Here is a 12964-nt window from a genome sequence, read left to right as displayed (position 1 = left end):
TCATGAGCAAGCCCAAAATCCTCGTCGCACGCGCCGTCTTCCCCGAAGTCATCGCCCGCCTGGAGCAGCATTTCGACGTCGAATCCAACCAGGCCGACGAGACCTGGTCCAAGGCCCAGCTGACCGAGCGCCTCAAGGGCAAGGACGGGGCCTTCACTACTGGCGGCGACAAAATTGACGCGGAGGTGCTGGCCGCCTGCCCGGGCCTGAAGATCTGCGCCAACATGGCCGTGGGCTACAACAACTTCGACATCGATGCAATGACCGCGGCTGGTGTGCTGGCCACCAACGCGCCCGACGTGCTGACCGAAACCACGGCCGACTTCGGTTTTGCGCTGCTGATGGCCACGGCGCGCCGCGTGACCGAGAGCGAACACTATCTGCGTGCCGGCAAATGGACCAAATGGAGCTACGACATGTTCGCCGGCTCCGACATCCATGGCGCCACGCTGGGCATCCTGGGCATGGGCCGCATAGGGCAGGGCATTGCCAAACGCGGCGCCCACGGTTTCGGCATGAAGGTGATTTACCACAACCGTTCGCGCCTGGACGCGGCGCTGGAAGCCGAATGCAAGGCCAGCTACGTCGGCAAGGAAGAGCTTCTGAAGACGGCCGACCACCTGGTGCTGGTGCTGCCGTATTCGCCGGCCTCCCACCACAGCATCGCCGCGGCCGAACTCGCGCTGATGAAGCCGACCGCCACGCTGATCAACATCGCGCGCGGCGGCATCGTGGACGACGCCGCGCTGGCCGCGGCCCTGCGTGACAAGCGCATCGCGGCCGCCGGGCTGGACGTGTTCGAGGGCGAGCCCAAGGTGCACCCGGACCTGCTGACGGTACCCAATGTGGTGTTGACCCCGCACATCGCCAGCGCCACCATTCCCACGCGCATGGCCATGGCCAGCCTGGCCGCCGACAACCTGATCGCGTTTTTCGGCGGCAAGAAGCCGCTGACTCCGCTCAATCCCGCGGTACTGGCCGGAAAATAAACCCATCAAGCAAGTAGAAGCAGCAAGCGGACAATGCACACATGATGGAAAACTGGCTGATCATCGCCCTGGCTGTGGCCAACCTGCTCTTGCTGGTGTGGCTGCTGCTGCGCAAGCCGGCGGAACCTTCGGATACGGGCCGCACCGAGCTGCTCACGACCATCGCGGCGGGTCACGACAAGCTGGAGCGCGAGCTGCGCCGCGAGATCGGCGACAACGCGCGCAGCGGCCGCGAGGAGCTGGCGAAAACTTTCGCCACGTTCCAGCAAACCCTGGTGCAGCAAAGCGCCGAAGCCACCCGCACGCAGAACACCCAGATCGACGCGTTCGCGCAGCAGCTCACCCTGCTGCAAAAAACGCTGTCTGACACCCTGAGCACGCAGCTGCAATCGGTCAGCGAGTCGAATGCCAGGCGCATGGGTGAAGTGCGCGAGACGCTGGAAAAGCAGCTCGCGCAGCTGCAGCAGACCAATTCGGCCAAGCTCGACGAGATGCGCAAGACGGTCGACGAAAAGCTGCAGACCACGCTGGAAACCCGCCTGGGCGAAAGCTTCAAGCAGGTGGCCGACCGGCTCGAGCAGGTGCACAAGGGCCTGGGCGAGATGCAGACGCTGGCCCAGGGCGTGGGCGACCTCAAGCATTTGCTGACCAATGTGAAGACGCGCGGCATTTTCGGCGAAGCGCAGCTCTCGGCCCTGCTGGAGCAGGTGTTTACCGCCGACCAGTACGCGGCCCAGGTCATCACGCGCCGCGGCGGCAAGAACCCGGTCGACTTCGCGATCAAGCTGCCGGGCCGCTCCGATTCGGGTGAGCCGCTGTGGCTGCCGATAGACGCGAAATTCCCGAACGAAGATTACGAACGCCTGCTGGACGCGCAGCAGCGCGCCGACGTGCTGGGCGCGGAAATCGCCGGCAAGGCGCTGGAAGCGCGCATACGCCTGGAAGCCAAATCGATTTCCGACAAGTACATAGACCCGCCTTACACCACCGATTTCGCCATCCTGTTCCTGCCGACCGAGGGCCTGTATGCCGAAGTGCTGCGCCGACCAGGTTTGATGGAGTTCCTGCAGCGCGACCACCGTGTCACGCTGGCCGGCCCGACCACGCTGCTGGCCATGCTCAACTCCCTGCAAATGGGCTTTCGCACGCTGGCGCTGGAAAAACGCTCCAGCGAAGTCTGGCAGGTGCTGGGCGCGGTCAAGACCGAGTTCGGCAAGTTCGGCGACGTGCTGGCCAAGGTCAAATCCCAGACCGAAACCGTGCTCAACACGCTGAGCAGCGCCGAGCAGCGCAGCCGCGTCATGGGCAAGGCCTTGCGCAACGTCGAAGCGCTGCCCGAAATCGAATCCGCCCGCCTGCTTCCATTGGACCCTCTTGACAAAGACCTGGACAACCCCTGATGCACCGCGCATGAGCTGCGCCGCATGACGCCTGAACTCGCGCGCCTGATCCTGGCGCAGATCTGCCTGCATGCCTGCATGGCCGGCACACGCATGGCGGCGCCTTTGCTGGCGCTGCGCGAAGGCTACAGCCCCGCGGCGGTTGGTGTGCTGCTCGCGCTGTTTGCCTTGACACAGGTTTTCCTGGCGCTGCCCGCCGGCCGTTTTGCCGACCGGCACGGCCTGCGGCGCCCCATACGCTACAGCGTGTTCGCCGCGGTGCTGGGGGCCGGAGCGGCGGTGGCTTTTCCGGTGTTCCCGGTGCTGTGCCTGGCGGCGCTGCTCACGGGCGGCGCCACCGGCGCGGCGGTGATTTCGCTGCAGCGCCACGTGGGCCGCGCGGCGGTCGGGGCGCTGGAGCTGCGCCAGGTGTTCAGCTGGCTGGCTATAGGCCCGGCGGTGTCCAATTTCATCGGGCCGTTTTCGGCCGGCTTGCTGATCGACCATGTGGGCGCCGTCCCCGGCAGCACCTCGGGCTACCGCGCGGCGTTCTTGCTGATGGCGATACTGCCGCTGGCCTGCTGGTTCCTGGTGCGCAAGACGCGCGAGCTACCGCCGGTAATCGCCGCCAGCGGCGGCCCGCAGCCCAGGGCCTGGGACTTGCTGCGCCAGGCCACCTTCCGCCGCCTGATGCTGGTGAACTGGTTTTTGTCGTCCTGCTGGGACGTCCATACTTTTGTGGTGCCCGTGCTCGGTTTTGAGCGCGGCATCAGCGCCTCGGTGATAGGCACTATCCTGGGTTCGTTCGCGGTGGCCGCGGCGCTGATCCGCATGGTGATGCCGCTGGTGGCGGCCCATTTGCGCGAATGGAAAGTGTTGGCGGTGTCCATGCTGGTGACAGCGCTGCTGTTCGGCATCTACCCGCTGATGCGCTCTGCCATCGGCATGGGCCTGTGCTCCATCCTGCTGGGCTTGGCGCTGGGCATGGTGCAGCCCATGGTCATGAGCATGCTGCACCAGATCACGCCGGAGGCGCGCCACGGCGAGGCACTGGGCTTGCGGCTGATGGCCATCAATGCCTCGAGCGTGGTCATGCCCATGCTGTTCGGCTCAGCCGGTGCGCTGATCGGGATCGCCGGGGTGTTCTGGACCACCGGCGCGATGGTGGGCGCGGGCTCACGCGCGGCCTGGCTGCTGAAGGACAGCATGCCGGCCCACGGCGGGCACGGCGACATCAAAGACGGTAAAAGTCCTTGATCAGGTCCCAGGCGACCTGCGGGTCGTCCACGTACTGGAACAGCTTGAGGTCGTTCGCCGAGATCACGCCTTCTTCCACCAGCATCTCGGTGTTGAGCAGGCGCTTCCAGTAGCTGCTGCCGAACAGGATGATGGGCACCGGCTTGGCCTTGCGGGTCTGCACCAGGGTGATGACCTCGAACAGCTCGTCCAGCGTGCCGAAGCCGCCCGGAAACACCACCAGGGCCTTGGCGCGCATCATGAAATGCATCTTGCGCAGCGCGAAGTAGTGGAACTTGAAGGAGAGTTCGGGCGGCACGTAGGGGTTGGCCGCCTCTTCCATGGGCAGTACGATGGCCAAGCCCACGCTGAGGCCGCCGGCCTCGTGCGCGCCGCGGTTGGCCGCCTGCATGATGCCCGGGCCGCCGCCGGTGCAAATGAAGAGCTTGGTTTCCGGCGGCTTGTCGCTGCTGTACTGCGCCACCAGCTTGCCGAAGGCGCGGGCGCTTTCGTAATAGTGGGCGTTGCGTGCCAGCTTTTTCGCGCGGTCTATCACCTCGGGGTCGCCGCCGGCCTCAGCCTCGGCCACCATCAGGGCGGAATCCTCCTCGCTGCGAAAGCGGGCGCTGCCGAACACCACCACGGTGTTTTCAATGCCGTGGGCCTGCTGTTCCAGGTCCGGCTTGAGCAGCTCCAGCTGAAAGCGTATGCCGCGGGTTTCACGCCGTAGCAGGAATTCCGGGTCGGCAAAAGCCAGGCGGGAGGCGTCGGCTTCGAGCGGGTTGCCTTCGCTGGCGTGGGCTTGCAGTGCCGCCCAGGCATTGGCCAGGCGGCTGACGGATAGATCCTGTTTTTGTTCCATGGGCTTATTGTCAACGATCAGGGAGGGCGGCCGCTTTTCCCGGCACTGGCGCGGGACGCAGAAAGCAAAAAGGCTCCCTGAGGAGCCTTTTTTGTGCCGAGTGGGGGTTTACACGCGTTTGCGGTATTCGCCGGTGCGGGTGTCGATTTCGACCACGTCGCCTTGGGCCACGAAGATGGGCACGCCGATTTCAAAACCGGTGGCGATCTTGGCGGGTTTCAGGACCTTGCCGGAGGTGTCGCCCTTGACGGCGGGTTCGGTCCAGGTGATTTCGCGCTGCACGCTGGTGGGCAGTTCCACCGAGATGGCCTTGCCGTCATAGAACACGACTTCCAGCTCCATGCCGTCTTGCAGGTAGTTGAGTGAGTCGCCCATGTTTTCGGCTTCGACTTCGTACTGGTTGTACTCGGAGTCCATGCAGACATACAGCGGGTCGGCGAAGTAGGAGTAGGTGCAGTCCTTCTTGTCGAGGACGATCTGGTCCATCTTGTCGTCGGCCTTGAACACGACTTCGGTGTTGAAGTTGGCGACCAGGCTTTTGAGCTTCATGCGCACGGTGGCGGAATTGCGCCCACCGCGGCTGTATTCGGTCTTGAGCACCACCATCGGGTCCTTACCGTGCATGATGACGTTGCCGGCGCGGATTTCTTGAGCGATTTTCATAGCAGTTTCACTGAGGTAGGCCGCTAAACGCTTGCACCGGTGTGCAGGTTCCGCGGCGGGTTGTGCAGGACGCCAAGACCTGGTTGGTCTTCGGGCTGGTCTGCAAAGCCCATGATTTTAACGTTTTTTTGCCACAAAGCCGAGCAACCGGGTCGCCAGGTCGTCCTGGGCCGCCAGGCGGGCTAGCCCCGCCCGGGTAGCGGCCTGCCAGGCGGGCAGGTCGGCAGCTGGGAGCAACGGGCCCGCCGCCGTGCCTTGGGGCGCCTTCCGGCGGTTCCAGGCGGCATGAAACGCGCGCAGGGAGGGCGGCGCCTGCAGCCAGTCCAGAAAGGCCTGGAGCTTGCCCTGGTGGGCGTCGTCATGCTGGGGGTAAATCTGCCAGACAAAAGGCCGGCCGGCCCAGAGCGCGCGTACCACCGAATCTTCGCCGCGCACGAAATTCAGGTCGCAGGCCCAGAGCAGGTGGTCAAACTCCGTCTGCGCCAGTAGCGGCAGGTAGGAAATCGAAAGCTGCGTGTCCCCGGTTTGGCCAGGGTTATCGGCGGCAAGGGCCCGTACTGCAGCGGCCGCGCGCCCAGCGGCCACCAGCAGGCGCACCGGCCGGCCTAGCAGGCCCTGCCGCGAGAACTGCGCGAGCAGGCCTTGCAGCGCCGGGGGTTCGTAGCAGAACAGGGATACCAGGGTTTGTCCCTCGCTGGGGATTCCATGGGCTTGAAGCCACCTGGCGCGATCAAACTGCGCCTGTCGTTCCAGCAAGCCGGGCTCCCGCAGCAGCCCGCCGGTGTTGTCGGTGAAACCGGGGTAGAAAAACCACTTGGTCCAGCCGGCCGCCGGGCCGTTTTGCACAGGTGAGGGCAGGGTGTGGGAACGCTCGACATAGTCCTCGGCGGACAGGTATTCGAGGTTGATCCAGACGGGCTTGCGGCCGCCTGCCTGCGCGGCATGGGCGCAGGCGGCCAAAAACTCGGGCGCTATTTCACAGCCGAAAGCCTCGACCAGCACCTCGGTCGGCTGCTGCGCAAGCCCGGCGGCCTGCAGGTCCAGCGGCTTGCCATCCTGCGGCCAGGGCAGCACGCGAACCCCCTTGCATCCGGCCGGCGCCATCCAGCGCAGGGCCGAGGCATCGTCCACCCAGAGCCGCACCGTGTGGCCCCGCGAGGCCAGGTCAGCGGCCAGGCGCCAGCAGATGCCAATGTCCCCGAAGTTGTCGATGACTTTGCAAAAAATGTCCCAAATGCGCGCGGTAGCCATGGCGGGTATTGTGATGCAGCGGGTGCTGCAGCCTCAAAGCGCCGCTACACGGCAAAATAGGGGAATGCCTGAACATCCCTCCGTTGAAAAGCCAAGCTCCGGGCATGCGCCCGAACTGCTGGCCGAAGTGGCCGCGCTGCCCGCCTTGCCCGGCGTCTACCGCTACTTCGATGCGGAAGGCGGCGTGCTTTATGTCGGCAAGGCGCGCAACCTCAAGAAGCGGGTCTCCAATTACTTCCAGAAGAACCACGGCGGCACGCGCATAGGCCACATGGTGACCAAGATCGTCCGCATGGAGACTACGGTGGTGCGTTCCGAGGCGGAAGCGCTGCTGCTGGAAAACAACCTGATCAAGACGCTCAACCCGAAATACAACATCCTGTTTCGGGACGACAAGAGCTACCCCTACCTCAAGCTCACCGGCGCGCGACCGCCCGTGGAGGGCGAGGCGCCGGCGGCCGCGGTGTTCCCGCGCATTGCCTATTACCGCGGCGCGGTCGAGAAAAAGCACCGCTACTTCGGGCCTTACCCGAGTGCCTGGGCCGTCAAGGACACCATCTTGCTGCTGCAAAAGGTGTTCCGGTTGCGCACCTGCGAAGACACGGTGTTCAACAACCGCACGCGGCCCTGCCTGCTGTACCAGATCAAGCGCTGCTCGGCGCCCTGTGTGGGCCATGTGTCGCCCGAGCAGTACGCGCTGGACACCGCCAACGCCGAACGCTTCCTGCAGGGCCAGGCCCAGGACATCCTGACCGAACTCGAGAAAAAAATGCTGGCCCATGCCGAGAGGCTGGAGTTCGAGCAGGCCGCCGAACTGCGCAACCAGATGTCGGCGCTGTCCAAGGTGTTGCACCAGCAGTCCATGGAAATCGGCGGCGACAAGGACGTCGACATCCTGGCGGTGAAAGTGCAGGGCGGCAAGGCCTGCGTCAACCTCGCCATGGTGCGCGGCGGGCGCCACCTGGGCGACAGGGCTTACTTTCCGAGCCATGTGGAGAACGCGGCCGACGTCGCGGCGCTCGATGCCGAGACCGGCACGGAGGCCGCGCCGGTTTCGGCGCCCGCGGCCAAGCCGCTGGAAGCCCTGGTGCTGGAAGCCTTTATCGCGCAGCACTACATCGACGTGCCGGTTCCGCCCACGCTGGTCTGCAGTGAGCCCGTGGACAAGGAATTGATGGAGGCTCTGAGTACCCAGACCGGCACCAAGGTCACGGCCATCCACCAGCCGCGCGAGCAGCGCCGTATCTGGCTGGAGATGGCGCAGAAAAATGCCGGCCTGCAGCTGGCCCGGCTGCTGGCCGAGCAGGGCTCGCAGCAGGCGCGCACGCGCGCGCTGGCCGAGGCGCTCGATTTGCCGCTGGACAACCTGGACACGCTGCGCATCGAGTGCTTCGACATCTCGCACACGGCCGGCGAATCGACGCAGGCCTCCTGCGTGGTGTTCCAGGAGCACAAGATGGTCAACAGCGAATACCGCCGCTACAACATCGAGGGCATCACGCCCGGCGACGACTACGCCGCCATGCGCCAGGTGCTGACGCGCCGCTACACCCGCCTGGCCGAAGCCGCGCGCAACGGCGAGGCCAAGCTGCCCGACCTGGTGCTGGTCGACGGCGGCAAGGGTCAGGTGTCCATGGCGCGCGAGGTGTTCGAGGAACTGGGCCTGGACCTGGGGCTGATCGCCGGCGTGGAAAAAGGCGAGGGCCGCAAGGTCGGCCTGGAAGAGCTGGTGTTTGCCGACGGACGCGACAAAGTGTATTTAGGACGGGATTCGGCCGCGCTGATGCTGATCGCGCAGATCCGCGACGAGGCCCACCGCTTTGCCATCACCGGCATGCGGGCCAAGCGCGCCAAGGTTAGGGTGGGGGGCAGCAAGCTGGAAGACATCGCGGGCATAGGCCCCAAGCGGCGCGCCAGCCTGCTGCAGCGTTTTGGCGGTATTCGCGGCATTGCCTCTGCGAGCGCGGAAGATATCGCCACGGTGGACGGCATTTCCAGGGACCTGGCCGAGGAAATCTACCGCGCGCTGCATTGATGCGCCATTGGGCGCCAGACGTATTTGAGCAACGGAAACCACCGTTTTGGTGCGCTTTGGCCCGGTGTCCGGCGGGCTTGGTGCGGCTCATGCCAAAATCGGGTCATGTTTCTGACCATCCCCACGCTGATGACCTGGACCCGCATTGTTGCGATTCCGCTGATCGTGGGGGTGTTCTACCTGAACCTGGCGCCCACTGAGCGCAACCTGATCGCCACCGTGATGTTTGTGGTGTTCGCCGCGACCGACTGGCTGGACGGCTTTCTGGCGCGCAAGCTGAACCAGACCTCCTCCTTCGGCGCCTTCCTGGACCCGGTGGCCGATAAATTCCTGGTCTGCGCCTCCTTGCTGGTGCTGGTGCACCTGCAGCGCGCCGATGTGTTCGTGGCCCTCATCATCATTGGCCGCGAAATCGCCATTTCGGCGCTGCGCGAATGGATGGCCCTGATAGGGGCGACCAAAAGCGTGGCCGTCCACATGCTGGGCAAGGTCAAGACCACGGTGCAGATGATCGCCATTCCCTTTTTGCTGTTCGACGGTGTGCTCTTCGGCGTGGTCAACACGCATGTCTGGGGCACCTGGCTGATCTGGATCTCCGCCATCCTCACGGTCTGGTCCATGATTTATTACCTGCAAAAAGCCATCCCGGAAATCCGCGCGCGCGCCAAATAGCCCCGCCGTCCCCCTAAAGCTGCCCTCCTTGAGTTCTGCCTCTTCCTCCCCGGGTGCCTTGATCCGGGCCATGCCCGCCGTGTTTGTCGTGATCTGGAGCACCGGCTTCATCGTCGCCAAATACGGCCTGCCTTACGCCCCGCCGCTGACCTTCCTGGCCATACGCTACTTCCTGTCCATTGTTTGTTTCCTGGTCTGGATAGTCCTGGCCCGGGCCGCCTGGCCCAGGACGCGCGCGCAGTGGGGCCACCTGGCGGTCACCGGTTTGCTGATGCATGCGGGTTACCTGGGTGGCATCTGGAGCGCGATGAAGGCCGGCATGGGTTCGGGCCTGACGGCGCTCATCGTCGGGCTTCAGCCCGTGCTCACGGCGCTGTGGGTGTCGTGGATGTCCTCGGGCGATGCCGGCAACGCGCAGGCCCGGGTCAGCCCGCGCCAGTGGGCCGGCCTGGCATTCGGGCTGGGCGGCCTGTTGCTGGTGGTGTCGCGCAAATTCGGTACCGGCCAGGAGGTCAGCGCGCTGACGCTGGCCTGCACTGTCTTCGCCCTGTTCTGCATCACCGCCGGCACGCTGTATCAAAAGCGTTTTGTCCAGCCCACCGATGTGCGCACGGCCAATGCCATCCAGCTGGCGGCGGCCTTGGTGGTGACGCTGCCGCTGGCCTTGTTTGAAACCGAGGCGATCAACTGGAACGTTCATTTCCTGGGCGCCATGGCCTGGTCGGTACTGGCGCTGACGCTGGGCGGCAGTTCGCTGCTTTACCTGCTGATCCAGCGCGGCGCGGCGACTGCCGTGACCAGCCTGCTTTACCTCGTGCCGCCCACCACGGCCCTGATGGCCTGGGCGCTGTTTGGCGAGTCCATCACCACGGCCACCATCCTGGGCACGGCGCTCACGGCGCTGGGCGTGAGCCTCGTGGTGCGGCCCGTGAAGCCGCCGCCGGCCCTGTAGTTTTCCAGGGCGTGTCCTGGAATTGCGCGGCCAGGTGGTCTATCAGAAGGCGTATGCGCCGGGGCTGGTCGGTGCGGTAGGGCGCCAGCCAGTGGATGTCGGCATCGGGCATCGAATAGGCTGGCAAAACACGCACCAGCTGGCCCGAGGCCAGCTGTGGCGCGATGTCCCACAGGCTGCGCAGCATGATGCCGCGGCCTTCCAGGCACCAGTCGCGCACCAGTTCGCCGGAATTGCTGGCCAGGGGGCCGTGGACGCGCACGCGCGCCGGCACCTTGTCGCGCTCCCGGTGCAGCGACCAGACATCAAAGCGCCGCCCCGCGGTGTTGCCGTTTTCACGCACGATCAGGCAGGCATGGTCCTGCAGGGCTTCCAGGCTGGCCGGTGCACCGTGCTGCTTGATGTAACGCGGCGAGGCCACCAGCACGCGCTGGTTGCGCGCCAGCCGCCGGGACACCCACTGCGCCGCCTGCCTGCCCTCGACCGACCAGAGCCAGATCGCGCCGTCAAACCCTTCAAGCGCCAGGTCGGGCAATTGTTCGGTGAGTTGCAGCTGGATTTCAATGCGCGGGTAACGTTCCTGAAAACCGGAAAGCGCCGGCCCCAGCCACAAGCGCCCAAACCCGAAAGTCGCGACGAGGCGGATCAGTCCCGTGGGCTCGGCCTTGCGCTCCTGCAACTCCGATTCAAGCGATGTGAACCCCTCCAGCAGGACCCGTGCGCGTTCGCACACGGTCTCGCCCTCGGCCGTCGGGCTGACCCGGCGTGTCGTGCGCTGGAACAGGCGCTGTCCCAGCTTGGCTTCCAGGGCGGCAAGCCGTTTGGTCACGACCGGCGGCGCGACGTCGAGGGCCAGCGCGGCGGCGCTCAGGCTGCCGCTGTCGCGAACCGCCAGCACAAGTTCAAGGTCGCTGCGATCCATTCATGCCTTAAAGGAAACAATTGATTGCTGAATTATTGCTTGAATCAAGGCGATGCGCTAGCCAGAATGAGTCCCACAACGAACAGGAGACTCGCATGCCATTCATGGACCTTCATCACAAGCTGCGCCGATCATGGTTGTGCCGCGCCGCCTGGCTTGCCTTGGCATGCATCGCCGCCCCGGCCTGGAGCCAGGGCTTTCCCGACAAACCCATTCGCCTGGTGGTGCCCTATGCGCCGGGCGGCAGCGCGGACATCGCGGCCCGGCTTATCTCCGACGAATGGGGTAAACGCCTGGGGCAGCCGGTGGTGGTGGACAACCGGGCCGGTGCCTCCGGCAACCTCGGCATGGATGCTGTCGCCAAGTCGCGGGCGGACGGCTACACGCTGTCGCTCAATACGGTTTCGCAGGCCATCAATCCATCGCTGTTTGCCCGGTTGCCCTTTGACACGCTGAAAGACCTGAAAGCGGTTGGCACCGTGGCCACGTCGCAGCACGTGCTGGTGGTCAACAACCAGGTGGCCGCCAAAACCGTTCGCGAGCTGGTGGCGCTCGCCAAAGCCCGGCCTGGGAAACTGTCATTCGGCTCGGCGGGGACCGGCAGCACCTTTCATATGGCGGCCGAATTGTTCAAGGCCGAATCGAATACCTTTATTCTTCACGTTCCCTACCGGGGCGGCGGGCCGGCTTTGGTCGATACCATCTCGGGGCAGGTGGACATGAGCTTTCCCGTGCTTTCCGCCGCGCAGCAGCATGTGGCGGGCGGCAAGCTGAGGGCGCTGGCGGTGACAGGACCCAGGCGCTCGCCCATGCTGCCGGAGGTACCGACCATGGCGGAGGCCGGGTTGGCGAACTATGTGTTTGAAACATGGTTTGTGGTGAGCGCGCCGGCCGCTGTTTCGCAAGACGTGCTGGGCAAGCTCAACCAGTCCCTGAACGAGACGCTGAACGCGCCCGAGGTCCGGGCGCGCCTGGCGCGTGAGGGTTTTGATGCATGGCCTCAAACGCCGGTGCAGTCCGACGCCTTGATCCGGTCAGAATACCAACGCTGGAACAAGCTGGTGGCGCAAAAAGGAATCAAGGCCGATTGATGTTCGAAGGATTTTCCCAACGCGACATAGAAGGGCCCGCCGGCAGGCTGCGCACCCTGCGGGGCGGCAGCGGCGCGCCTTTGCTGCTGCTGCACGGCCACCCGCAAACCCATGTGATGTGGCACGCGGTGGCTGGTGAACTGGCCAAGGTATTTACCGTGGTTGTGATGGACTTGCGCGGCTACGGGGATTCGGCACGGGTCGCGAGCGACGCGGATCACCAGGCCTATTCGAAACGCGCGATGGCGCAGGACGCCATGGCCGTCATGAAGGCCTGCGGCTTTTCGCGTTTCCAGGTGCTGGCCCACGACCGCGGCGCGCGCGTGGCGCATCGCCTGGCGGCCGACCACCCGGATGCGGTGCAGCGCCTGATGCTGCTGGACATCGCGCCCACACTCGCCATGTACAACAACACCTCGGATGCGTTCGCGCGCGCCTACTGGCACTGGTTCTTCCTGATCCAGCCGCCGCCTTTGCCGGAGGCGCTGATAGCCTCCGACCCGGTGCGCTATGTGCGCAGCGTGATGGGCAAGCGCCATGCGGGCCTCGCCGCATTCGCGCCGGCCGCGCTGGCCGAGTACGAGCGCTGCGCGCAAATCCCCGGCACCGCCGTCAGCATTTGCGAAGACTACCGGGCCTCCGCCGGCATCGACCTGGTGCATGACCGCGCCGACGTTGCGGCCGGCCTGCGGCTGGCGCAGCCATTGCGCGTGCTGTGGGGCGAGCATGGCGCGGTGGGCCAGTGCTTCAAGGTGCTCGAACTCTGGCGCGAGCGTGCGCTGGATGTGTCGGGCCTGGCCCTGCCATGCGGCCACTACATCGCGGAAGAAGCGCCGGCATTGCTGCTGGCCGAAGCGCTCCAATTTTTCAAACCCTGAACCAGCAAACCCAAGATCCCCTGAAAACCCAAAG

Annotated in this window: 12 protein-coding genes; 8 read left to right on the top strand and 4 right to left on the bottom strand. The window is 65.2% G+C overall.

The genetic code is table 11. The annotated features are described in order from the left end of the window. Positions 1–2 precede the first annotated feature (2 nt). The 3 genes from BLQ85_RS04130 to BLQ85_RS04120 are packed head-to-tail and all read left to right on the top strand — an operon-like array spanning position 3 to position 3625. Positions 3–989 (top strand): 2-hydroxyacid dehydrogenase, encoded by a 987-nt coding sequence (locus BLQ85_RS04130; RefSeq protein ID WP_074575003.1) that lies wholly within the window; start codon positions 3–5, stop codon positions 987–989. A gap of 41 nt (positions 990–1030) precedes the next feature. Beyond that, the gene (gene rmuC, locus BLQ85_RS04125) at positions 1031–2389 is read left to right on the top strand and encodes a DNA recombination protein RmuC (RefSeq protein WP_371327259.1); all 1359 of its coding nucleotides are present in this window, start codon (positions 1031–1033) and stop codon (positions 2387–2389) included. A 24-nt stretch (positions 2390–2413) separates the two neighbouring features. Further along, on the top strand, positions 2414–3625 hold the full coding sequence (locus BLQ85_RS04120) for an MFS transporter (RefSeq protein WP_074575001.1): 1212 nt from the start codon (positions 2414–2416) through the stop codon (positions 3623–3625). Here BLQ85_RS04120 and BLQ85_RS04115 read toward each other — a convergent pair. The 3 genes from BLQ85_RS04115 to earP all read right to left on the bottom strand — a co-directional run bounded on the left by BLQ85_RS04115 (position 3603) and on the right by earP (position 6380). Next, a complete protein-coding gene (locus BLQ85_RS04115; protein ID WP_074574999.1) occupies positions 3603–4466 on the bottom strand; it encodes an LOG family protein in 864 nt (287 codons plus the stop codon). The two genes, BLQ85_RS04120 and BLQ85_RS04115, sit on opposite strands and share 23 nt — an antisense overlap. Before the next feature lie 108 nt (positions 4467–4574). Continuing rightward, positions 4575–5129, bottom strand: coding sequence for an elongation factor P (gene efp, locus BLQ85_RS04110; protein ID WP_007868500.1), 555 nt, complete (start codon positions 5127–5129; stop codon positions 4575–4577). Between the two features lie 117 nt (positions 5130–5246). Further along, the gene (earP, locus tag BLQ85_RS04105; RefSeq protein WP_074574997.1) at positions 5247–6380 is read right to left on the bottom strand and encodes an elongation factor P maturation arginine rhamnosyltransferase EarP; all 1134 of its coding nucleotides are present in this window, start codon (positions 6378–6380) and stop codon (positions 5247–5249) included. Positions 6381–6444: 64 nt separating this feature from the next. Here earP and uvrC point away from each other — a divergent pair, with 64 nt between their 5' ends. The 3 genes from uvrC (at position 6445) to BLQ85_RS04090 (ending at position 10039) form a co-directional block, all read left to right on the top strand. Continuing rightward, positions 6445–8415, top strand: coding sequence for an excinuclease ABC subunit UvrC (uvrC, locus tag BLQ85_RS04100; protein ID WP_074574995.1), 1971 nt, complete (start codon positions 6445–6447; stop codon positions 8413–8415). Between the two features lie 105 nt (positions 8416–8520). Next, positions 8521–9087 carry a CDP-diacylglycerol--glycerol-3-phosphate 3-phosphatidyltransferase gene (pgsA, locus tag BLQ85_RS04095; protein ID WP_007868495.1) on the top strand — a complete coding sequence of 189 codons (567 nt, stop codon included), beginning with the start codon at positions 8521–8523 and terminating at the stop codon, positions 9085–9087. 70 nt (positions 9088–9157) lie between these two features. Next, entirely contained in the window at positions 9158–10039 is an 882-nt protein-coding gene (locus tag BLQ85_RS04090; protein WP_175456038.1) for a DMT family transporter, read from the top strand. Here BLQ85_RS04090 and BLQ85_RS04085 read toward each other — a convergent pair. Next, positions 9981–10961 carry a LysR family transcriptional regulator gene (locus BLQ85_RS04085; protein ID WP_074574992.1) on the bottom strand — a complete coding sequence of 327 codons (981 nt, stop codon included), beginning with the start codon at positions 10959–10961 and terminating at the stop codon, positions 9981–9983. The genes BLQ85_RS04090 and BLQ85_RS04085 overlap by 59 nt on opposite strands. A 95-nt stretch (positions 10962–11056) precedes the next feature. On the opposite strand from BLQ85_RS04085, the gene BLQ85_RS04080 reads away from it, so the two are divergent. After that, complete coding sequence (locus BLQ85_RS04080; protein ID WP_083336729.1) at positions 11057–12052, top strand: Bug family tripartite tricarboxylate transporter substrate binding protein; 996 nt, start codon at positions 11057–11059, stop codon at positions 12050–12052. After that, on the top strand, positions 12052–12930 hold the full coding sequence (locus BLQ85_RS04075; protein WP_074574989.1) for an alpha/beta fold hydrolase: 879 nt from the start codon (positions 12052–12054) through the stop codon (positions 12928–12930). Before BLQ85_RS04080 ends, BLQ85_RS04075 begins: the two co-directional genes overlap by 1 nt. The last annotated feature ends 34 nt before the right edge of the window (positions 12931–12964 follow it).

It is taken from the genome of Polaromonas sp. JS666, from assembly GCF_900103405.1.
In the GTDB taxonomy this organism is placed as follows: domain Bacteria; phylum Pseudomonadota; class Gammaproteobacteria; order Burkholderiales; family Burkholderiaceae_C; genus Polaromonas.
Note: the sequence above shows the minus strand (reverse complement) of the source record. Positions and strands in the feature narration are given on the sequence as shown.